Annotated in this window: 28 protein-coding genes; 14 read left to right on the plus strand and 14 right to left on the minus strand. The window is 70.5% G+C overall.

Annotated elements, in window-relative coordinates; translation table 11 throughout:
* Window positions 1-30: 30 nt before the first annotated feature.
* Complete coding sequence (locus VV01_RS16505; protein ID WP_050670842.1) at window positions 31-786, minus strand: methyltransferase domain-containing protein; 756 nt, start codon at window positions 784-786, stop codon at window positions 31-33.
* A gap of 46 nt (window positions 787-832) precedes the next feature.
* Between VV01_RS16505 and VV01_RS16510 the strand changes: the two genes are divergently transcribed.
* The 4 genes from VV01_RS16510 (at window position 833) to VV01_RS16525 (ending at window position 4,740) form a co-directional block, all read left to right on the plus strand.
* The gene (locus VV01_RS16510; protein ID WP_050670843.1) at window positions 833-1,810 is read left to right on the plus strand and encodes a phosphotransferase; all 978 of its coding nucleotides are present in this window, start codon (window positions 833-835) and stop codon (window positions 1,808-1,810) included.
* Window positions 1,792-2,787 carry an alpha/beta fold hydrolase gene (locus VV01_RS22885; protein ID WP_050670844.1) on the plus strand — a complete coding sequence of 332 codons (996 nt, stop codon included), beginning with the start codon at window positions 1,792-1,794 and terminating at the stop codon, window positions 2,785-2,787. The genes VV01_RS16510 and VV01_RS22885 overlap by 19 nt, the downstream gene beginning before the upstream one ends.
* A gap of 19 nt (window positions 2,788-2,806) precedes the next feature.
* A complete protein-coding gene (locus VV01_RS16520; RefSeq protein WP_050670845.1) occupies window positions 2,807-3,292 on the plus strand; it encodes a MarR family winged helix-turn-helix transcriptional regulator in 486 nt (161 codons plus the stop codon).
* A gap of 89 nt (window positions 3,293-3,381) precedes the next feature.
* Window positions 3,382-4,740 (plus strand): cytochrome b, encoded by a 1,359-nt coding sequence (locus tag VV01_RS16525; protein ID WP_050670846.1) that lies wholly within the window; start codon window positions 3,382-3,384, stop codon window positions 4,738-4,740.
* On the opposite strand, the gene VV01_RS16530 is transcribed toward VV01_RS16525, so the two are convergent.
* The gene (locus tag VV01_RS16530; protein WP_050670847.1) at window positions 4,726-5,076 is read right to left on the minus strand and encodes an HIT family protein; all 351 of its coding nucleotides are present in this window, start codon (window positions 5,074-5,076) and stop codon (window positions 4,726-4,728) included. The two genes, VV01_RS16525 and VV01_RS16530, sit on opposite strands and share 15 nt — an antisense overlap.
* Window positions 5,077-5,122: 46 nt before the next feature.
* Between VV01_RS16530 and VV01_RS16535 the strand changes: the two genes are divergently transcribed.
* Window positions 5,123-5,809: an AzlC family ABC transporter permease gene (locus tag VV01_RS16535; RefSeq protein WP_050670848.1), complete on the plus strand. Its 687-nt coding sequence runs from the start codon at window positions 5,123-5,125 to the stop codon at window positions 5,807-5,809.
* Window positions 5,806-6,123 (plus strand): AzlD domain-containing protein, encoded by a 318-nt coding sequence (locus tag VV01_RS16540; RefSeq protein WP_082221046.1) that lies wholly within the window; start codon window positions 5,806-5,808, stop codon window positions 6,121-6,123. The genes VV01_RS16535 and VV01_RS16540 overlap by 4 nt, the downstream gene beginning before the upstream one ends.
* Here the strand turns inward: VV01_RS16540 and VV01_RS16545 are convergent, their stop codons facing one another.
* On the minus strand, window positions 6,124-6,693 hold the full coding sequence (locus tag VV01_RS16545; RefSeq protein WP_050670849.1) for a TetR/AcrR family transcriptional regulator: 570 nt from the start codon (window positions 6,691-6,693) through the stop codon (window positions 6,124-6,126).
* Between the two features lie 144 nt (window positions 6,694-6,837).
* On the opposite strand from VV01_RS16545, the gene VV01_RS16550 reads away from it, so the two are divergent.
* The 4 genes from VV01_RS16550 to VV01_RS16565 all read left to right on the plus strand — a co-directional run bounded on the left by VV01_RS16550 (window position 6,838) and on the right by VV01_RS16565 (window position 8,483).
* The gene (locus VV01_RS16550; protein WP_050670850.1) at window positions 6,838-7,380 is read left to right on the plus strand and encodes a hypothetical protein; all 543 of its coding nucleotides are present in this window, start codon (window positions 6,838-6,840) and stop codon (window positions 7,378-7,380) included.
* A 60-nt stretch (window positions 7,381-7,440) separates the two neighbouring features.
* Window positions 7,441-7,869, plus strand: coding sequence for an organic hydroperoxide resistance protein (locus VV01_RS16555; RefSeq protein ID WP_050670851.1), 429 nt, complete (start codon window positions 7,441-7,443; stop codon window positions 7,867-7,869).
* Between the two features lie 63 nt (window positions 7,870-7,932).
* Window positions 7,933-8,217: a type II toxin-antitoxin system Phd/YefM family antitoxin gene (locus tag VV01_RS16560; protein WP_197275075.1), complete on the plus strand. Its 285-nt coding sequence runs from the start codon at window positions 7,933-7,935 to the stop codon at window positions 8,215-8,217.
* Complete coding sequence (locus VV01_RS16565; protein ID WP_050670852.1) at window positions 8,214-8,483, plus strand: type II toxin-antitoxin system RelE family toxin; 270 nt, start codon at window positions 8,214-8,216, stop codon at window positions 8,481-8,483. The genes VV01_RS16560 and VV01_RS16565 overlap by 4 nt, the downstream gene beginning before the upstream one ends.
* Before the next feature lie 38 nt (window positions 8,484-8,521).
* On the opposite strand, the gene VV01_RS16570 is transcribed toward VV01_RS16565, so the two are convergent.
* The 3 genes from VV01_RS16570 to VV01_RS16580 all read right to left on the minus strand — a co-directional run bounded on the left by VV01_RS16570 (window position 8,522) and on the right by VV01_RS16580 (window position 10,939).
* On the minus strand, window positions 8,522-8,875 hold the full coding sequence (locus tag VV01_RS16570) for a VOC family protein (protein WP_050670853.1): 354 nt from the start codon (window positions 8,873-8,875) through the stop codon (window positions 8,522-8,524).
* Window positions 8,876-8,977: 102 nt separating this feature from the next.
* Window positions 8,978-10,270 carry a hypothetical protein gene (locus VV01_RS16575; RefSeq protein ID WP_050670854.1) on the minus strand — a complete coding sequence of 431 codons (1,293 nt, stop codon included), beginning with the start codon at window positions 10,268-10,270 and terminating at the stop codon, window positions 8,978-8,980.
* A gap of 153 nt (window positions 10,271-10,423) precedes the next feature.
* Window positions 10,424-10,939 (minus strand): putative immunity protein, encoded by a 516-nt coding sequence (locus VV01_RS16580; protein ID WP_050670855.1) that lies wholly within the window; start codon window positions 10,937-10,939, stop codon window positions 10,424-10,426.
* Window positions 10,940-11,068: 129 nt separating this feature from the next.
* Here VV01_RS16580 and VV01_RS16585 point away from each other — a divergent pair, with 129 nt between their 5' ends.
* Window positions 11,069-11,467 (plus strand): DoxX family protein, encoded by a 399-nt coding sequence (locus tag VV01_RS16585; protein ID WP_050670856.1) that lies wholly within the window; start codon window positions 11,069-11,071, stop codon window positions 11,465-11,467.
* Window positions 11,468-11,492: 25 nt separating this feature from the next.
* On the opposite strand, the gene VV01_RS16590 is transcribed toward VV01_RS16585, so the two are convergent.
* A complete protein-coding gene (locus VV01_RS16590; protein ID WP_050670857.1) occupies window positions 11,493-11,828 on the minus strand; it encodes a YnfA family protein in 336 nt (111 codons plus the stop codon).
* The gene (locus tag VV01_RS16595; protein ID WP_197275076.1) at window positions 11,825-12,244 is read right to left on the minus strand and encodes a hypothetical protein; all 420 of its coding nucleotides are present in this window, start codon (window positions 12,242-12,244) and stop codon (window positions 11,825-11,827) included. The genes VV01_RS16590 and VV01_RS16595 overlap by 4 nt, the downstream gene beginning before the upstream one ends.
* Window positions 12,245-12,351: 107 nt before the next feature.
* Between VV01_RS16595 and VV01_RS16600 the strand changes: the two genes are divergently transcribed.
* Window positions 12,352-12,714: a VOC family protein gene (locus VV01_RS16600; RefSeq protein WP_050670859.1), complete on the plus strand. Its 363-nt coding sequence runs from the start codon at window positions 12,352-12,354 to the stop codon at window positions 12,712-12,714.
* Between the two features lie 13 nt (window positions 12,715-12,727).
* Here VV01_RS16600 and VV01_RS16605 read toward each other — a convergent pair whose 3' ends face one another.
* A complete protein-coding gene (locus VV01_RS16605; RefSeq protein WP_050670860.1) occupies window positions 12,728-13,258 on the minus strand; it encodes a Dps family protein in 531 nt (176 codons plus the stop codon).
* A 103-nt stretch (window positions 13,259-13,361) separates the two neighbouring features.
* Here VV01_RS16605 and VV01_RS16610 point away from each other — a divergent pair, with 103 nt between their 5' ends.
* Window positions 13,362-14,291 (plus strand): DAPG hydrolase family protein, encoded by a 930-nt coding sequence (locus tag VV01_RS16610; protein WP_050670861.1) that lies wholly within the window; start codon window positions 13,362-13,364, stop codon window positions 14,289-14,291.
* A gap of 4 nt (window positions 14,292-14,295) precedes the next feature.
* Here the strand turns inward: VV01_RS16610 and VV01_RS16615 are convergent, their stop codons facing one another.
* Window positions 14,296-15,204: an aminoglycoside phosphotransferase family protein gene (locus VV01_RS16615; RefSeq protein ID WP_197275077.1), complete on the minus strand. Its 909-nt coding sequence runs from the start codon at window positions 15,202-15,204 to the stop codon at window positions 14,296-14,298.
* Window positions 15,205-15,239: 35 nt separating this feature from the next.
* A complete protein-coding gene (locus VV01_RS16620; RefSeq protein WP_197275197.1) occupies window positions 15,240-15,635 on the minus strand; it encodes a RidA family protein in 396 nt (131 codons plus the stop codon).
* 116 nt (window positions 15,636-15,751) lie between these two features.
* On the opposite strand from VV01_RS16620, the gene VV01_RS16625 reads away from it, so the two are divergent.
* The gene (locus tag VV01_RS16625) at window positions 15,752-16,708 is read left to right on the plus strand and encodes a helix-turn-helix transcriptional regulator (RefSeq protein ID WP_050670863.1); all 957 of its coding nucleotides are present in this window, start codon (window positions 15,752-15,754) and stop codon (window positions 16,706-16,708) included.
* 3 nt (window positions 16,709-16,711) lie between these two features.
* On the opposite strand, the gene VV01_RS16630 is transcribed toward VV01_RS16625, so the two are convergent.
* Genes VV01_RS16630 through VV01_RS16640 form a run of 3 tightly spaced genes read right to left on the minus strand, consistent with a single transcriptional unit; the run spans window position 16,712 to window position 18,404 of the window.
* Window positions 16,712-17,167 (minus strand): DUF3291 domain-containing protein, encoded by a 456-nt coding sequence (locus VV01_RS16630; protein ID WP_050670864.1) that lies wholly within the window; start codon window positions 17,165-17,167, stop codon window positions 16,712-16,714.
* The gene (locus VV01_RS16635; protein WP_050670865.1) at window positions 17,164-18,069 is read right to left on the minus strand and encodes a cation diffusion facilitator family transporter; all 906 of its coding nucleotides are present in this window, start codon (window positions 18,067-18,069) and stop codon (window positions 17,164-17,166) included. The genes VV01_RS16630 and VV01_RS16635 overlap by 4 nt, the downstream gene beginning before the upstream one ends.
* Window positions 18,069-18,404 carry an ArsR/SmtB family transcription factor gene (locus VV01_RS16640; RefSeq protein WP_050671987.1) on the minus strand — a complete coding sequence of 112 codons (336 nt, stop codon included), beginning with the start codon at window positions 18,402-18,404 and terminating at the stop codon, window positions 18,069-18,071. The genes VV01_RS16635 and VV01_RS16640 overlap by 1 nt, the downstream gene beginning before the upstream one ends.
* Window positions 18,405-18,406: the final 2 nt, after the last annotated feature.

An 18,406-nucleotide genomic window follows, 5' to 3' on the forward strand; every position in this document is an offset into this window, starting at 1 on the left:
TTCCCGAAACCTGTTGAAGAACAGGCAGTTTCAGCGCGCCGCCCGAGCGACGAAGTGGAGCATCGACCCGAGCGCCCGATAGGGGTCACGCCGCCCGGCCTCGACCTCAGCCGCCAGGCAGGCCGGCAGGTCGACGTCGTCGGGCGCCGCCGATGAGGTCACGCCGTCGGTCAGGACACGGACGCCGTACCACCCGACGATGTCGAGTCCCGTTGCGCTGCACCACTTCTCGACGTCAGCGCGACGATGCGCATGCGCGTCGACCCCGAGCTCGTTGCGATAGTCGACACTCTCGAACGCCGCCAGCGCGGCCCCGAACTCGCCACGAATACCCGGTCTGTACGCGAGCGCGTCACCGTTGCGCACCGTGAACGACACGAGCCCACCCGGAGTCGCGCGGGCGGCGAGCGCCTCGAGACCGGCGTACGCCTCGTCGAGATACATCAGCAGGCCGTGCGCGCAGACGAGGTCGAACCGCTCGCCGCCGATGACCTCGGCGAGACCGGCCAGGTCACCCTGCAGGGCTCTGACCTGCACGTTCTGCTCACGCGCATCGGCACGCAGCCGGTCGAGGAGGTCCGGCGCAGGGTCGATGCCGGTGACCGCCAGACCACGGCGTGCGAGCGCGATGGCCTGCGTCCCCTGGCCGCAGCCCACGTCGAGCGCGGTGCGCGCCGACCCGAGATGCTCACCGAGCTGGGTCGCGATGACGTGCTGGCGTACGACGTTGCGCAGCCCGCCCAGCCGCGCCGCCCAGACGTCCTCGAAGCCCGTGAACCCGTTCATGGCGCGCACAGTAGGCGCCACGGCTGACACGTGATGGGGTGAGGACATGGGGACACCGGTCGAGATGCTGTGGGAGCCCGACGACGCGAGCACGGTCATCACCGACCGGTTCGGGTTCGCCGACGCCGACGATGCCGGCGCCTGGGTGACGCGCACGCTCGAGGAGCGCTGGGGCATCAGCGTCGAGGCGTGCGAGCGCATCGTCATGAGCGACCACAACGCGCTGGCGTGGGTGCGTACGCCGGCCGGTCGGCTGATCGTGAAGTGGTCGATCGCGCGGCACCGGTTCGCACGCCTGGCCGAGCTGGCCCGGCTGACCGCGTGGCTCGGCGACCAAGGGGTGCCCGTGTCGCAGCCGCTCACAACGCTCGACGATCAGCACCAGGTCGAGGCCGGCGGCGTCTCGATGCACGTGCAGCGTGTCATCGACGGCGCACTGCTCGACGTCACCGACCCCAGCCAGGTGCACGGGGCCGGCGCGGCCCTCGCGCGGCTGCACAGTGCCCTCGCGACCTACCCCGATCCGGAAGCCATCGGCGAACACCACTCTCCCTCAACGGAGCTCGACGACGAGATCGAGACCTGGCTCGCGGCGTACCCGGCACATCTCCCACCGGAGGCGCACGAGGTCGTACGCCGGCTCGCCGCGTCCGCGGATGCCGTCACCGACCTGCCGCCGCGACACCTCGTCCACGGCGACGTGCGGTCGGCCAACGTGCTGTGGGCCGGCACCGGTGTGGCGGCGTTCCTCGACCTCGAGGACGCCCATCTCGGCCATCCGATCCGCGAGCTGACCCAGGGCGCAGTACTGCTCGGCACCCGCTTCCACGACTGGGGCCCGGTCCCGCGCGAGGTGCACGCGCAGCTGCGCAAGGGCTACGAGTCGGTGCGACTACTCTCAGCCGCCGAGGCGAGCTGGTGGGACGCCCTGGTGCTCGCGTGCTCACTGCAGATGGTGCCGCCTGGCGACGACCCGACCGGCTGGGGTGAGGCAGCTTCGCAGCTGTGGCGCCACGCCCGATGACGGCCGAGATCACGAGCAGGTACGACGACGCGGGCGCCCACCGCATGCACGCCCGCACCTGCGGCGATCCGCGCGATCCGGCGGTGGTGCTGGTGCACGGACTGGGCCTGTCCGGCCGCTACCTCGAACCCCTGATGGGCGAGCTCGACGGCCTGCACGTGCTGGCACCGGACCTGCCCGGCATCGGCGACAGCGACCGCCCGGACCGACCGCTCACCGTCACCGAGCACGCCGACGCGCTCGCGACCTGGATCGACACCGTGGGCCTGGACCGCCCGCTGCTGGTGGGCCACTCGGTCGGCGCCCAGGTCGCGGCGCTCGCGGCGGAACGTCATCCGGAGCAGGCCAGTGGACTCGTCCTCATCAGCCCGAACGGCGACCCGCTGGCTCGGGCACCGTTGCGGCAGGCGGCGCGCCTCGTGCTGGACGCTCCGCTGGAACGGCCGTCACTGATCCCCGTCGCGACGGTGGACTACCTGCGCTCGGGTCCGTGGCGGATGTGGCGCACGCTGCACGGGTCCTCGGACATCGACCTGGAGGCGCACCTGCGGCGCATCCTCACCGGGCCGTCGTCGTACGAGGTCAGCGCGATCTGCTCGTGTCGCGCTACTGGGCCGCGACGTTGGCCCTGGCTCTCCCTCACGGCACGGCGGTCCAGGTCGACGGTGCGGCGCACGGCGTCGTCCACTCCTCGCCCGCGCAGATCGCTCAGGTCATTCGTCGGTCGCTCCGCGCGTGAGCTCGGCGCGGGCAGCCTCGACCTTGGCGGCCCGCTCTCGACGCAGCTTTTCGCGCGGGTCGCGGTCGAGGGCCGGCTGCGGCGGGCCGCCCCAGTGCAGGACGGCGTACTCGAGCCGCCAGAAGAACCGGTAGCGCCAGGTCAGACCAGTGGTGTCACGCGGGATCGGCGTCGGCCGACGTCGGGTCGTGCTGTCCATGAGAAAAGACGGTACACCAATGATTGGTGTACCAACTAATGCGTAGAATCGTCGCACCATGACTGCCGTGAACGACGACGCCCTGCTCCTCGAGAACCAGGTCTGCTACGCCTTGGCGCTGGCCGCTCGCGGCGTGATCGGCGCCTACCGCGAGGTCCTCACCCCGCTCGGGCTGACCCACCCGCAGTACCTCGCGATGCTCGCCCTGTGGCAGCACGAGCCGCAGACCAACCGGTCGCTGTCGGACGCGCTGCGCCTCGACCCCGGCACGGTCACTCCCCTGCTCAGGCGGCTGGAGAACCTCGGCTACATCCGCCGGGCACGCGCTCAGAACGACGAGCGCACCGTCGAGATCCACCTCACCCCCGAGGGGCGAGCCCTGCGCACGCGTGCCGAGCACATCCCGTCGATCATGATCCGCAGACTCGGCCTGCAGGACACCGACCTGCACGAGCTCAACGCGCTGCTGCACCGGCTCGTCGCCTCGGCCGAGCACGCCACCGACCTCACCGCCGACGAGCTCAAGGCACTCGGCTCCGCCTGACCGCGCGTACGCCGATGTCACGTTCTCGCTCGCCCATGCGTCTTCTCGGGTGAGGGGCGGCAGCCGTCGCCCCGGGGCGGAGGGCGACCATGGCCGGCGCAGCGCACCGACTGCGCGACGACCGCATGTCGCGCGCGCTCGGCCAGGTCGCACTGGCGAGCTTCGTCGTGTGCATGGTCACCGGCGTCGTGCTGATGTACTTCTACGACCGGTCGACCAGGCCCGTGACGTACGACGGCTCGTACACCCCCTTGCAGGGCGCGACCATGTCAAGGGCGCTGGAGTCGACGATCGACCTGTCCTTCGAGGTGCGCGGCGGGCTGCTGCTGCGCCAGCTGCACCACTGGAGTGCGTCGTTCCTGATCGCCGCGCTGATGCTGCAGATCCTGCGGGTGTTCTTCATCGGCGCGTTCGGGTCGCGGCGCCGCATCACCTGGCTGCTGCTGTGGGGTCTGCTGCTCACCACGATGGGCGCGGGCTTCACCGGTCTGATTTTGCCCGACGACATGGTCTCGGGCAGCAGCCTCGCGGTGATGGACGGTGTGCTCAGGTCGGTCCCGGTGGTCGGCACCGACCTGTCGGACCTGGTGTTCCGCGGCGAGTTCCCGAGCGGGTCGATCGCGCTGTTCTACCCGCTGCACGTGATCGTGCTGCCGCTCGTCATGCTCACCGTCGTGGCCGCACTGGTGTGGCGTGTACGTCGACCGCTCACCGCGCGAGTCTCGTTGCGTCACAGCATGATTCGGTCACTCGCCGGCGCCGGTCCGCTCGTCGTGATCGCCGGCGTACTGACCCTGATCGCCGCGACCGTGACGGTCAACCCGGTCTGGACGTACGGCCCGGCCGACCCCGGCAACGCCTCCGCAGGAGCTGGTGCGACGTGGTACCTCGCCTTCCTCGACGGTGCCCAGCGGCTCGTACCACCAGGGTGGGAGGTCGTCTGGCTCGATCGCACGTGGACGTTCGCGATCCTGGTGCCGGTCGGGGTGTCGACGCTGTTCCTCGGCGCGGCGATGGCGTACCCGTTCGTCGAGCGGCGCGTCATCGGGACGCGTCAGGACGCACGCGCGTTCGCCCGGCCACGCACCACCCCGACCCGTACCGGCCTCGGCGCCGCCGGCATCACGTTCTACGGGGTGCTGTGGGCTGCTGCCGGGTCGGACACCATGGCCCTTCAGCTCGGGCTCGGCGTCGAGGGCGTCATCCACACCCTTCAGGTCGCCCTCGTCGCCGGCCCGCCCCTCGCGTACGAGATCACGCGCCGAATCTGCCTGGGGCTGCACAGTATTGACCGTGACATCGCTCTGCACGGTCGCGAGACAGGCCGCATCATCCGCACGCCCGAGGGCGGGTTCCACGAGGTACGCCGACCGGTCACCGCCGCCGAGCGCGAGCGCCTGCTCGATGCACCCGCCGATGACGTCCGCGAGGAGCTACCGGCTCCGTGACCCGCTGTGCACGTGGACGTGCAGGTGCTTGGAGTCCTGGTAGGCGCCGAGGTTGGTGAGCACCGCGGCCGCTCCGCACTCGGCCTCGACGGTCCGCGCGACGGACTGCACCACCGCGAAGAGTGCCCGCAGGTCACCCTCATCCGCAGCGGTCGCCGTGGTCAACGAGCCGATGTGCCGCTTCGGCACGACCACGATATGCGTCTGCCAGTACGGACGCGTGTGGTGGAAGGCCAGGACGCGCTCGTCGTCGTGCACCGCATCGAGAGGCTGCCGGCCCGGAATCGCGACATCGCAGTAGAAGTCGTCACCGTCGTACGCGCCCTCGGTCGTCACCCGGACAGGCTGACACAGGGCCTGCGGGCGTTCCTAGACTCGCCGAGTGAGCAGCAGTGAGCGGGACGACGACGCGCGCTCGTCGTTCGGGCAGGGCCTTCGGCTCGGCGTGCCGTACGCCCTCGTCGGCGCGCTGCTCAGCCTGTCGTTCGCGGTGCTCGCGCGCCAGGCCGGGTTCAGCATCGCGCAGGCCGTGGTCACGTCGGTGATCGTGTTCGCGGGGTCGGCGCAGTTCGCGATGTTGTCGGTGATCGTGGGCGGCGGTGGCATCGCTGCAGCCCTGACCGCCTCGGGCCTGATGAACTCGCGCTTCCTCGCCATGGGCATCGCGCTCGCTCCGTCGCTGCCCGGCGGCCCGCTCAAGCGCGGCGCTCAGGGCCAGGCCGTCGTCGACAGCTCATGGGCCCTCGCCAACCGCGGCGACGGCACGTTCGACCGGTGGCTGCTGTTCGGGACGACGGTGCCGCAGTACGTCACCTGGACGCTCGGGTCGGTGCTCGGCGCGGTGTTCGGCGGTGCGCTCGGCGACACCGACCGGCTCGGGCTGGACGCGATCTACCCGACGTTCTTCCTCGCACTGCTGATCGCCGAGCTGCGCGACCGGACCTCCCGTGGCGTCGCGCTCGGTGGCGGCCTGCTGGCCCTCGCGCTCGTGCCGGTCGCACCGCCCGGCGTACCGATCCTCGCCGCGAGCGCCGTCGCCCTCGTCGGGCTCGCGAGGAGGCCGGCATGACGTTGTCGTCGACCCAGATCTGGGTGCTGATCCTCGCGTGCGCGGTGCTGACCGCGCTGATCAAGGGGTTCGGGCCGGTGCTGCTGGGCGGGCGCGAGCTGCCCGGGTGGTTCAGCCGGGTGATCGTGCTCATGGCGCCCGCCCTGCTCAGTGCACTCGTGGTGACGTCAGTGCTCGCGCACGAACGGTCGTGGTCGGTCGGAGCGCACACGGTCGGCGTCGGCGTCGCCGGCGTGATGTTGTGGCGACGGATGCCGCTGGTGCTGTGCGTCGCCGTCGCAGTCGGCATCACCGCACTGCTGCGGGCGATCTGACTACGACGAGGCGGCCGCGTCGCGGTAGGTCAGCAGGCCCTCGACGCCGAGCAGGAACGTCTCGCACACCGGCGCCGGATCGCTGAGGCAGCCCGCAGCCATCGCGCCGTCGCGCAGCATCACGAAGTGCCGCGCGGCGGGCTCGGGTGCCGTGTCGCCGGTGGCCGCGAGCAGCTCGGTGACGGTCTCGCGGAACCAGTCGCGGTGCCGCGTCACGGCCTGGTGCACCGGGTGCTCGGCATCGGGGTACTCGGCGACCGCGTTGAGGAACGCACAACCCCGAAACCCTTGCGACTCAATGCTTTCGGCGATCCCCCGTGCCACCGCTCGTACGACGTCGTCCGGCGAACCAGCACTCTCGCGGGCTGCGGCGACCTGGGCGCGGACGGCCTCGTCGATAGCGCTGAGGTAGGCGACGACCAGCTCGTCCTTGCCGCGGAAGTGGCGGTACATCGTCGCGCGCGTGACGCTCGCCTCGGCGATGATCCGGTCGACGCCCACGGCGTGCAGCCCCTCGGCGTAGAACAGTGCACTCGCCGTGCTCAGCAGCCGCTCTCGTGCCTCGGACATCGCTCTCCTCCTGCGTCGTGGACCGTCGCCCACGCTAGCAGACAGAACGGTCGTTCTTGACAAATCATTCGTCGTGGTCTCAGACTGCAAAGAGACCGATCGTTCTCTCTCATTCGGTCGCCGCCCTCGAGCCCAGGAGCCACCATGTCCGCACCCGCCACCGGCACGACCCACCTGCGCAGCCTGTACGCCGTCCGCTTCGGCTTCGCGGTCGTGTGGGCCGCCGCACTGGCCGCCACCGGCTCATCACTCAACGCCGTCAGCGGCACCCTGCTGGTGGCGTACCCGCTGTTCGACCTGGCCGCCGCGGTGTACGACCACCGCACCTCCGGCGGACGGGCGGGCGGCCTGCTCGTCACCAACATGGCGCTGAGCCTGCTCGCCGCAGCCGGCCTCGCCGTGGCGACGACCTCCGACATCGCCGCCGCGCTGCGCGTCTGGGGCGCCTGGGCGATCACCGCCGGAGCCGTACAGCTCGCCGTGGCGCTGCGCCGCCGCAGTCTCGGCGGGCAGTGGCCGATGCTCCTCAGCGGCGGCATCTCGGTGCTCGCCGGGGCGGGCTTCGTCGCCGGCGCCGGCCGAGACGGCGCGGCGCTCACCCCACTGGCGGGGTACGCGACCCTCGGCGGGATCTTCTTCCTCGCCTCAGCGCTGCGCATGCGACAGACCTCTGCGCAGACCATCTGAATCCCCTGACCTACCAACCCCATTCGCGCTCACAGGGAGCGCCCATCTGAAGGAGATCTCATGTCCGACCCGATCTACACCGCCATCGCCACCTCGACCGGCGAGGCCCGCGCCGGTGGCCACACCGCGACCGACGACGGCCTGCTCGACGTCACCCTCGCGATCCCGCGCGAGATGGGCGGCCCGGGCGGAGCGACCAACCCGGAGCAGCTCTTCGCGGCGGGCTACGCGTCGTGCTTCCACTCAGCGCTCAAGGCCGTGGCCGCAGCCCGCAAGCAGACGTTCTCCGACTCGGCCGTCGTCGGCGAGGTCGGCCTGCACCCGACGGACGAGGGCGGGTTCAGCCTGTCGGTCGAGCTGCACGTCGAGCTCGGCGGCGTCGACCAGGCCACCGCCGACGCGCTGGTCGCCGCGGCGCACGAGGTGTGCCCGTACTCCAACGCCACCCGCGGCAACATCCCGGTGACGATCGACGCCACCGTCGCCTGACACCGAGGCTGCGCACTGGTGGACTGCGGTACGGCAGGCCACCAGTGCGCTAGAATTCTGTACATGACCACGATGCCCCTGGCTGAGGTCCGAGCCCAGCTGTCCCGCGTGGTCGATGAGGCCATCCGCACTCACGAGCGGGTCGAGATCACACGCAACGGCGACCGCGCGGCCGTCATCCTCAGCGCCGACGACTTCGACGTGCTGCAAGAGACGCTCGACGTCCTCTCCGACGCCGACGCGGTCCGTGACATCCGCGTCGCACTCGATGAGTACGAGCGGGGTGAGACCTTCACCACCGACGAGGTCCTGCAGGACCTGCGCGCCGCCGGCCGTCGTACCTCGTGACGTACGAGCTCACCTGGTCTCGGCAGGCCAAGCGCGCAATCACACACGACCTGCCGGAAGCCGTTGCCGCCGCCTGCCTGGAGTTCGTTCTCGGCCCACTCCGCGACAACCCGCACCGGGTCGGCAAGGCCTTGCGCCCACCGCTCGACGGGCTGCACTCCGCTCGCCGCGGCGAGTTCAGAGTCGTCTACGCGATCGATGACGGACGCGTCCGCATCCACCTCATCGACATCCGGCACCGTCGCGACGCCTACCGCTCGCGCTGACCCGGGCGCCCGAGCGGCGCCCTCCGCCCGAGCGCTCGTCACACGCGATGGGCGACCATGTTGATCACGGTGCCGTCGGGCGAGCGCACGAAGAACCGACGTACGCCCCACTCCTCGTCGACCAGCGGATGGACGATCTCGTAGCCGCGGCGCCTGGCCTCGGCGTACGCGGCGTCGACGTCGTCGACCTTGACCGAGATCGCGGCGTCCTCAGGGGCGGTGGCGTCCTTCGTCACGACCTGCACGTGCGCACCGGACTCGGGTGAGGTGAAGCGGGCGACCCACCCCAGGTTGAACTCCTCGTTGCTCAGCCCGAGGTAGTCGGCGTAGAAGTCGCGTGCTGCGTCGATGTCCGCGACAGGCAGGTCGGCGATGATCTCGGTCACGCGCATAGCGGGTCCTTTCATCGGAATCCGTTGTCCTACAAGCGTAGTCACGTACGACGACGCCCCGGTCACCTTCGGCGAGAAGGTGACCGGGGCGTCGTACGTGGACTACTTGACGACCAGCGAGCGGTACGCGTTGACCGACGTCGGGGCGTCCGGAGCGGTGATCACCGGCAGTGCCTTGTCGAACTTCTTGGCGAGCGTCAGGCTCGGCATCACCTTGTTTGGGTTGTTGGAGAACGCCACGGTGGCGGCGCCCCACGATGCAGCAGCGCGACGCTGGTTGGGCGTGCCGTGGTGACCGTCGGAGTCGAACGAGCAGTCACCGACCGCGTAGAACGACTCCTCGGCCTGCAGCACCTGCGTCGGGTTGAGCGCGACACCCTTCTTGTGGGTCAGGAAGTAGGTGCCGAAACCGTCCGCCATGAGCTCGGTACGACGGGTGGCCTCGGCTCCGGTGAGCGGCGAGTCGAACAGGTTGTCCTCGTACTGCACGTGGTGGGCCATCTCGTGACCGAGCACCGCACGCGGACCGACCTTGTTGAGCCCGATCGCCTTGAGAGCAGCCAGGATTCCATCACCGAAGATCATCTTGTCCGGGATCTTGCGGATCACCGGGTCGGGGTCGCCCTTGCCCGTGAAGGCGAACGCGTTGAGCGTGAAGATCGGGTGGTCGCCGCCCTTCAGGGCAGGGTCGCTGTCGACCATCGAGATGATGTCCTTGGCGATGCCCACCGCGTCGGCCGGGCCCACGCCGTACATGAACTCGATCACCTTGGTGACGCGGTTGACGTCCTGGAAGACCGTGCCGTGCATCGCCATCAGCTGGACGTCGTTGAGGCGCACGTCCCAGAAGCGCTGCGCGTAGCCGAACGTCGTCATGAGCGACGGTGCGTACGCGGCAGGCAGGGCGTACGCCGGGTTGTTGGGCTTGCCCAGCAGCAGCGCGTCGTAGGTCGGGATGTCGAGGCCGCCCACGAGCTGCAGGAAGAGCAGGTTGAACGTGTCGACCGGCTCGAGGATCGAGTCGACGTAACCGTCGAGCTTGGTTGCGCTGCACTGGTACTGGGTCGGGTCGATGGCCTGCGCGGTCGTGCCCGCCGAGGCCTTGGCGAGCTTGGCCTTGAGCATGTTCTCGACCGGCGAGGACTCGATGCCGAGACGCTTGCGGGCATTGTCGCGACGCTGCTGCCAGTCGGCCGGCAGCTTCTTGACGATGCGGTCGTAGGCCGCCTTGCTGTCCGAGCTCTTCGCAGCGCTGGACCGCATGAACGCGGTCGACTGCTTCTGGGTCGACGGGCCGGGGTCGCCGGCTGCCGAAGCGTGCGACATCCCCGGCCCGAAGGCCATGGCGCATGCGGTGAATGCGGTGACGGCACTCGCGAGTGTCCTCTTGCTCACGGATCTTCCTCCCTGATGTGGCCGCACTGGTGAGCGGCCGTGACGCCATGCTCAGGGCTACTCACGGGTCCGTTCGGACGCTTACTGATCCCAGGCTCAAACTTTGCCGATCGCAGAAGATCCCATAGCCGACCGAACCGGCCAGTAGCCGATTCAGACGTCGAAGACACCCCAGCAGATGTCGTTGCGGCGACGCTGGTCGTCGAGGACGAGCTCGCGAACGGAGTCGTCGAGTCGTGATTGCTGCCAACGGGATTCGCTGATCTGGGCATCCTCACGGCCAGCGGCCGGCGCGGCCTCGCGGGCCGCCTTGATGGCGTACGCCGCCGCACCCAGGTCGTGCTCCGCGACGTGACCGACGCACGCAGCCTGACCGGCGGCGTACGCCGCGAACCTCGGCGCTCCCCGCAGGTCGCGGGCCGCACCCATCGCGTGGCCGCCGGCGGCACGCGCTCGCATCATCGGCACCTCACCGCGCGCCCACGCACGGGCGTGCTCGATCGCCTCGCGCGGTCGCGGGTCGTCCGGTCGGGCCGCCTCGAAGAGCGGGAGGACGTGCTCGGCGCAGTCGGCCGCCCACAGCGCGAGCAGCTGATGGTCGGCGTCGGTCAGCGTGCCGCCCCGACGGATCGTGACCAGACGTGGGTCACGGACCTTCGGCAGGATCACGGGATGCCTCTCTGATGGTCGAGCGACCCTCAGCACATCATGCGCGGCATGTCACCCCGGGGCATTCCCGTAGGTCGCGCTCGGTCGTACGGTCATGGGTGACAACGGTTTCACCACGGAAGGACCCTCATGGCCAACCCCCTGCGCTTCGCCGCCCGCGCCCTGACCGGCACGACCTACGCCTACCTCGGATATCAGGCCTGGCGTACGCCGGGTGGCCGGGTCGAGGCCGCCGGCTCGACGCTCGCCGCCATCCGCCAGGTCGCCCCGCTCCCCGAGGACGACGAGCTGCTCGTACGCGCCAACGGGGCCGTGCAGGCGGTCGCCGGATCGGCACTCACCCTCGGCGTGCTCCCCCGCCTGTCAGGGCTGGCGCTGATCGGCTCGCTCGTGCCGACCACCGTTGCGGGGCATGCGTTCTGGGAGGCGCCCGATGCCGCGGCGCGCACGCAGCAGACCACGCAGTTCCTCAAGAACATGGCCATGATCGGCGGCCTCGTCTACGTCGTGCTCGACGGCAAGCGCTGAGGCAACGGGCCCCGCGGCGTCGAGGTCAGGCGCCGCGGGGTGCGTACATGATGAGCGCGACGCCCACCAGGCAGACGAGCGCGCCGAGGACGTCCCAGCGGTCGGGGCGGAAGCCGTCGACGACCATGCCCCAGGCGAGCGAGCCGGCGACGAAGACCCCGCCGTACGCCGCGAGGATGCGACCGAAGTGGGCGTCCGGCTGCAGGGTCGCCACGAAGCCGTAGGCACCGAGCGCGATGACGCCGGCGCCGATCCACAGCCAGCCGCGGTGCTCGCGCACGCCCTGCCAGACCAGCCAGGCGCCGCCGATCTCCGCCAGTGCGGCGAGCACGAACAGCAGCAGCGACCGGGCGACCGTCACTGGATCGGCGCCACGCGTGGCGATGCGGGACGGTGGGCGTCAGCAGCCGAGGTCGCACGAGACTCTGCGGCCGTCCGAGCCTGGTTGACCATGCCGGCGAGCACGTCCGCCCGCTCGGGCGGGACGGTGATGTCGAGCAGCACCTCGCCGGAGGGGGCCCGGCGTACGTCGAACGCGAAGAACGAGCAGCAGGACGTCTCTCGGTCAGCGAGGTCCCGAACCTCGTCCGCGAGCGAGCCGTCCCCGTCGAGGTGGATCACCGCGTGGGTCGGCTCGAGCTCGTCGACACCGGCGAGGTGCTGGGCGAAGAGCACGGCGAACTCGCCGACCCGCAGTGGGCGGTCGGCCGACGGCAGGGTGCAGGCGTCAGCGGGCGCCCAGTCGACCTGGGACATCACCCTGCGGCGTTCGCTCATGCCGACCAGGCTAGGTCGCCCCGGCCCGGCGCGCACAGAGCACTCCGCAACGTGAACCGCTCGAAAATCTCGTGAACGCCACCACCGCGCGTTGTCAGGATGGGCGCATGGCGAACAGCTGGACGGGCGTCACCATCGACTGCGCGGACCCTGCGCGACTCGCGGCGTTCTGGAGCGCGCTCCTGGACCGCCCGCTGACGCAGGAGCACGAGGGCCCCGACTGGGCGACGATCGGCTCACGCGACGACCCGCTGCCTCGGCTGAACTTCCAGCGGGTGCCCGAGCCGCAGCAGGGCAAGGTCCGGCTGCACCTCGACGTCCGGGTCGACGACATCGAGGCCGGACGTAGGCAGGTCGAGGACCTCGGGGGCCGGGCGACCGGCGAGCGGCACGACTACGACGAGGGCGTCGTCATGGTCATGGCCGACCCCGAGGACCACGTGTTCTGCCTGGTGCAGTACTTCGACTGACGGCTGCCCCCGGTCACTCGTGCACGGGGCGCGGGATGCTCCGGTTGGCGACACGGTTCTCGGAGTCGATCATCCAAGCGAGCTGCTCCAGGCGCTCCAGGACGCCGTGCAGGATGTCGGCCGTCGTGGGGTCCTCGGCGTCGACGTCGTCGTGCACCCGGCGTACGGTGCCGGCCGTCGCGTAGATCGCAGCGGTGATCAGGTCGACGGTCTCGCCGGTGTCGACCTCGTCGGCGGGGAACTCCTTGAGGCTGGTCTGCTTCGCGACCATGGCCGCGCGACCGTCGGGCGTGATGTAGACCGCGCGCATCCGCTCGGCCACCTGGTCGGAGAACTCACGGGCCGCGTCGACGACCTCGTCGAGCTGGAGGTGCAGGTCGCGGAAGTTCTTGCCGACGACGTTCCAGTGGGCCTGCTTGCCCTGCAGGTGCAGGTCGATCAGGTCGACGTGGACGGCCTGCAGGTGCGCGGCGAGCTGCTTGGACGCCTGGAACGGCGGCTTCGCCTCGTGGACCGTGGCCTCGGTCTTGAGAGTGTCGGTCATGGTGTCTCTCCTTCTCCCTCGGAAGAACCTGATGCACCCACCATGGCACCTTTTTTGGAATCATTCCAGTTAACCAAGGCTGCCCTGAACTAGCGTGCGCGGCATGGCCCGGACCTCCTACGCGCTGACCGCAGCCGACCGCCGCCCGCTCCCGCCGGCGTACCGCACCGAGCCGCGCCACCTCGGCTACCGCGGCACCGAGCTCGACCGGCCGTTCGCCGGCTACATGGCGACCGCGACCTCACCCGTGCAGCCGCACGTGCCCGACGTCCTGGCAGCCGGCCCCTCACCCGCGCGACTGGCGTACGACGTCGACGAGGCGTCCGCCCGCCTCTCACGTCCGGGGTACGACCCGCTCGAGACCGGCTGGGCCGAGCTGCCGGGCGGCGTGCTGTTCGTGTCGACCCTGACGGACATGCCGGGTGTGACCGCCTCGATGTGGGACTGGTGGTTCGGGTGGCACTCCACCGACACCGCCCGCTACAAGCTGTGGCACCCCGACGCCCACCAGTTCACGACGATCGGCGAGGACCGCAGCGGCGACCGCACGCTCACCGACCGCCAGCGCTACATCGGCAACGTGTCGTACGTCGACGAGTACATCGGCGCTGACCTGCACCGGCTGGCCATCCGTTTCGTCGACCCGAGCAGCCTCGGACTCGCCGATCGCGTTGGTACGACACACATCTGCGCGCGCGTGACGCTCAGCGACCTGCCGGTCGCCATCGGCTGGCTCGTGCACCAGGTCCGTCCCACCGACAGCGGGAGCGAGATGCGCAGCAGGTTCTTCCTGCGGCACTTCGAGCTCATGGCGCTCTCGGCCCGTTCCCTCGCGCCCGGCGTCCGGGGTCGGGCACTCTCCGCACTGCCCGGGCCGGTGCGCGCGGGCGTCAATCGCGTTCTGCCCGTGGTGGGTTCGCGTTTGACACCCAGCACGCTCTGCCACGACATGGTCGAGCACTGCGCCGCCGAGATGAACCACCTCGCGTCGTTCCTGCCGTCGTTGCACGCGGAGTTCGGAGACGTCCCCTGAGCGGTCAGCCGCGGCTTTCGTCGAGGAGCGCCGCGAGCGTCGTACGGGCGAGCTGCGACATCGGTGGGTTGGTCTCGACGTAGTACCAGAGGCAGCCGATCGCCTGCGCGAACGCCCAGGCGCGGCCGCGCTCCCAGGTCAGGTCATCGACATCGAGCGCATCCCGAAACGCTTGTCTCGCAACGGGTTCGAGCAGGTTCCACGCAGGCTGCAGGTCGACGGCAGGGTCCGCGACGCCCAGCATGCCGACGTCGATGACCCCGGTGAGGTGCGTGCCGTCGGTGAGCAGGTTGCCCGGCATCAGGTCCTGGTGGCACCAGACGTCGGGCGCCTCCCGCGGCAGGGCCACCAGCTCCTCCCACGCCTGCGTGAGCGCGGCTGCGTCCATCAGCTCGCGGCTGTTGTCGATGCTGTGCCGCACCCACGCGTCGTGGTCGCCGAGGACGCCTCCGCGGTGGTCGCCCTCGAAGGTGCGACCCTCGGTCGGCATGGCGTGCACCTGCGTGACGAACTCGGCGAGGTCGCGAGCCAGCTCGACCGAGCCCGACACGTCGGCCGACGTGACCACGTCGCCGTCCAGCCAGGTGAAGACCGCCCAGTGCTGCGGGTACGCCGGTGCGGGCTCACCGAGCGCCACCGGCTCGGGCGTCGCGAACCTGGTCAGCCCCGCCAGGCGGCGCGCGGCGTCGAGCTCACGTCTGACCTCGGCCTCCACCTCGACGGAATCGCCTCGTACCAAAGGGAATCGGGCCACCCGATCGTCACCGATCCGGAACAGCGCAGCGACAGTGCCGTGCGACGAGACGGGGCGGATCTCGCTGTCGGACCACTGCGGCAGCTGGTCGCGCAGCAGCGTCCGCACGTCGGCGACGGTCAGCTCGATCTGGTTGGCGTGCATCATCACGCGCCCCATGCTCGCAGCGTGACCGGCGCCGCCGCAGCGTGATTTCAGGCGACCGCAGTGCCTTCGAGCTCGATGAGCTGCCCGGGGACGGCGAGCCGCGTCACGCCCAGCATCGTCGTCGCCGGCGCCACGCCCGCCGCGCCCAGCCTGCCCGCCAGCACGCCGTAGTGCGGGAAGAGCGCGTCGACGTCGGTCGTGTAGACGTTCAGGCGCACCAGATCAGCGAGGCTCATGTCGGCTGCGCGGAGCACAGCCTCGAGGTTGTCGATGCTCAGGGCCAGCTGCCCGGCCATGTCGCCCTCGTGCTGCGGTCGGCCGTCCGCGCTCATCGCGGTCTGCCCGGAGCAGTAGAGCGTCCGCGTCTGCCCGGACACCAGCTCTCCCTGGTTGAAACCCATCTCCAGCGACCACGTCACCGGGTTGACCGCCGTGCGCTCGATACCCATGTCGTCTCGTCCTCTCGTCGGTGAGAAATGCGGGTCACCTGCGACCCGCGAGCACGAGACTGGTCGTCAATCATGACACCTTGTGTCGTATATCTGCCTAGGGTTGTGCCATGCGCGCCGACCGGCTCGTCTCGCTCGTCCTCCTGCTGCGTCGGCGAGGACGGCTCACCGCTGACACGATCGCGCGCGAGCTCGAGGTCTCGACCCGCACCGTGCTGCGCGACATCGAGGCTCTGTCCTCGGCAGGCGTGCCGGTGTACGCCGAGCGTGGTCGCCACGGCGGCTACGCCCTGCTGCCCGGCTTTCGCACCGAGCTCACGGGGCTCAACCACGACGAGGCGCTCGCCCTGCTGACGTCCGGATCACGAGCAGGCGCAGACGTGTTCGGCCTCGGACCGGCCCTCGCATCAGCCCTGCGCAAGGTCGCCGACGCGCTGCCCGAGCAGCACCGGGTGATCGCCGATGACGCCGCGGCCCGCCTCCTCGTCGAGCCGGAGACCGACCTGCTGTCGCGCCAAGAGCCCGCGACCGGCGTACCCGCGACGATGACGGCCGTACGCCGCGCGGTGCTCACCGGCCACCGGCTGCGCATCGAGTACGCCGCGCGGGACGCCGCACCGCAGTGGCGCACGGTCGACCCGATCGGGCTGGTGACGGTGCGCGGCGTCGACTACCTGCTGGCCACGCGGTCGGGCGCGGACCGCACGTATCGTCTGTCACGGATCATGACTGCAGAGGCGCTCGACGAGGTCGCCGATCGCCCCGAAAGCGTTGACCTCGAACGCATCTGGCGCGAGCGCTGCGCACAGTTCTTGTCGGAAGACCATCTGACCGTGCACGTACGGGTTGCCGACCGGCGACGCGACCAGCTGATCAGCACCGCGGTCGCCGTGCGCGCCGAGCAGCCCGGCCACGGGTGGTCACAGCTGGAGGTGACCTATCAGGACGCCTGGCACGCCGAGTGGGCGCTGTGGCAGCTCGGCCCGCAGGCGCAGGTGCTGACGCCGGCGTCGTTGCGGACCGCCCTGCGCGACCGAGCACGGGCGATGGCGGACGGCTACTCCTGACGCTCAGTCGGGCGGCGGCACCGGGTCCTTGAGGGTGAACGCGTACGCGGTCGGGCCGTCCGCGCGCAGCCGGGCAACGCGGTCCTGCGCCTCGACCACGGTCGGCCGGTGACCGCGCGGCACCCACCAGCACGCGGCGTACGCCTCGGCGATCGGGAGGAACCACTCGCGGCGACGGCGCAGGACCGGCCCGTGGGCCGTGCCGTAGACGTAGGCCTTGAGCGACTCGACGTCGCGCCACACGGACAGGTTGGTGACGATGCCCGCGCCGTCACCGACGTCGTCGGCGAACGCGTCCAGGGTGATCGCCCCCTCCTCGCCGGGCTGCCAGATGAATCCCGTCGCCAGGTTGGCGGCGCGGTTGATCGGCCGCAGCGCGCTCACGAAGTCGGCGAGCTGTGCGCTGTCGATCGGCGCCGCGAGCCGGGAGATGTTGACCTGCGCGAGGTGATGAGTCACCAGGACATCTCCTCACACTGGGCGCTCTCGGCTTCGACCTGGAGGGTGGCGTGCTCGATGTCGAACTCGTCGCGCATCAGCACGCGGGCGCGCTCGAGGACGACGGTCGCCTGCGAGCCCTGCCGGGTGACGAGGTGGGCGGTGGCGACGTTCATGCCCGAGGTGAGGGTCCACAGGTGCAGGTCGTGCACGTCGCACACCCCGTCGACAGCCCGCAGCCGCCCGTCGACCTCGTCGGGCTCGATGCCGCGAGGGGCGTGCTGGCCGAGCACGGCGAGCACCTCGCGCGCGAGCATCACCGCACGGACGGCGACGAACACCGCGATCGCGAGCGCGATGCCGGTGTCCCACCAGACGTTGCCGGTGGCGGCGACGAGCAGACCGGCGACGATGACACCGACCGAGCCGACGGTGTCGGCGACCACCTCGAGATAGGCACCCTTGACGTTGAGGCTCTCGGACGCACCGCCGCGCAGCAGCATCAACGCAATCACGTTGACCACCAACCCGATTGCGCCGACGACAAGCATCGCGCCGGTCGTGACCTCGACGTCCTCGCCAAGACGGGCCAGCGCCTCGAACGCGACGTACGCCGCCGCGCCGAGCATGAGCAGCACCGTGAGCCCCGAGGCGAAGACCTCCGCGCGGTAGGACCCGTACGTCCGCCGCCCCGTCGTGTCCGGGCGGGCGGCGATGCGGGTGGCGACCAGTGCGGCGCCGAGGGCGACGACGTCGGCGGCCATGTGACCGGCGTCCGACAGCAGCGCCAGCGACCCCGACCAGAGGCCGAACCCGAGCTCGACGACGAAGTACGACGCGACCAGGCCGAACGCCAGCGCGAGCCGCCACCGATGACGTCCGCCGGCGTGTGCGGACGCGCCGTGGTCGTGCCCGGCGCCCATCAGTGATCACCCCGGTGAGCGGTCGCGTCGCCGCCGGTCGCATGGTGCAGGCGCTCGGCGACAGCCAGCAGGTCGCGTACGAGATCGGGCTGGGTCACGGCATAGACCGAGGCGCGCCCGACCGGCCGGACGCTGACGAGCCCGCAGTCGCGCAGGCACGCCAGGTGCTTGGAGACCGTCGACTGGGCCAGACCCAGGTGGGCGGTCAGCTCAACGACACGGTGCTCCCCCAGCAGCAGGTGCTGCAGGATCGTCATCCGCGACGGCTCGCCCAGCGCGTGGAACACCGTGACCGAGCCGGCCACCACCGGAGCGTCGGAGGGAGCAAAATTCATCG

It is taken from the genome of Luteipulveratus halotolerans (genome assembly GCF_001247745.1).
Taxonomy (GTDB): Bacteria; Actinomycetota; Actinomycetes; order Actinomycetales; family Dermatophilaceae; genus Luteipulveratus; species Luteipulveratus halotolerans.

Excerpts from the sequence above, each read along its gene's own strand:
- VV01_RS16505 (WP_050670842.1), bottom strand. The coding sequence starts at position 786 with ATGAACGGGTTCACGGGCTTCGAGGACGTCTGGGCGGCGCGGCTGGGC.
- VV01_RS16510 (WP_050670843.1), top strand. The coding sequence starts at position 833 with ATGGGGACACCGGTCGAGATGCTGTGGGAGCCCGACGACGCGAGCACG.
- VV01_RS16520 (WP_050670845.1), top strand. The coding sequence starts at position 2,807 with ATGACTGCCGTGAACGACGACGCCCTGCTCCTCGAGAACCAGGTCTGC.
- VV01_RS16525 (WP_050670846.1), top strand. The coding sequence starts at position 3,382 with ATGGCCGGCGCAGCGCACCGACTGCGCGACGACCGCATGTCGCGCGCG.
- VV01_RS16540 (WP_082221046.1), top strand. The coding sequence starts at position 5,806 with ATGACGTTGTCGTCGACCCAGATCTGGGTGCTGATCCTCGCGTGCGCG.
- VV01_RS16545 (WP_050670849.1), bottom strand. The coding sequence starts at position 6,693 with ATGTCCGAGGCACGAGAGCGGCTGCTGAGCACGGCGAGTGCACTGTTC.
- VV01_RS16550 (WP_050670850.1), top strand. The coding sequence starts at position 6,838 with ATGTCCGCACCCGCCACCGGCACGACCCACCTGCGCAGCCTGTACGCC.
- VV01_RS16555 (WP_050670851.1), top strand. The coding sequence starts at position 7,441 with ATGTCCGACCCGATCTACACCGCCATCGCCACCTCGACCGGCGAGGCC.
- VV01_RS16560 (WP_197275075.1), top strand. The coding sequence starts at position 7,933 with ATGACCACGATGCCCCTGGCTGAGGTCCGAGCCCAGCTGTCCCGCGTG.
- VV01_RS16570 (WP_050670853.1), bottom strand. The coding sequence starts at position 8,875 with ATGCGCGTGACCGAGATCATCGCCGACCTGCCTGTCGCGGACATCGAC.
- VV01_RS16585 (WP_050670856.1), top strand. The coding sequence starts at position 11,069 with ATGGCCAACCCCCTGCGCTTCGCCGCCCGCGCCCTGACCGGCACGACC.
- VV01_RS16595 (WP_197275076.1), bottom strand. The coding sequence starts at position 12,244 with ATGAGCGAACGCCGCAGGGTGATGTCCCAGGTCGACTGGGCGCCCGCT.
- VV01_RS16600 (WP_050670859.1), top strand. The coding sequence starts at position 12,352 with ATGGCGAACAGCTGGACGGGCGTCACCATCGACTGCGCGGACCCTGCG.
- VV01_RS16605 (WP_050670860.1), bottom strand. The coding sequence starts at position 13,258 with ATGACCGACACTCTCAAGACCGAGGCCACGGTCCACGAGGCGAAGCCG.
- VV01_RS16610 (WP_050670861.1), top strand. The coding sequence starts at position 13,362 with ATGGCCCGGACCTCCTACGCGCTGACCGCAGCCGACCGCCGCCCGCTC.
- VV01_RS16615 (WP_197275077.1), bottom strand. The coding sequence starts at position 15,204 with ATGGGGCGCGTGATGATGCACGCCAACCAGATCGAGCTGACCGTCGCC.
- VV01_RS16625 (WP_050670863.1), top strand. The coding sequence starts at position 15,752 with ATGCGCGCCGACCGGCTCGTCTCGCTCGTCCTCCTGCTGCGTCGGCGA.
- VV01_RS16635 (WP_050670865.1), bottom strand. The coding sequence starts at position 18,069 with ATGGGCGCCGGGCACGACCACGGCGCGTCCGCACACGCCGGCGGACGT.
- VV01_RS16640 (WP_050671987.1), bottom strand. The coding sequence starts at position 18,404 with ATGAATTTTGCTCCCTCCGACGCTCCGGTGGTGGCCGGCTCGGTCACG.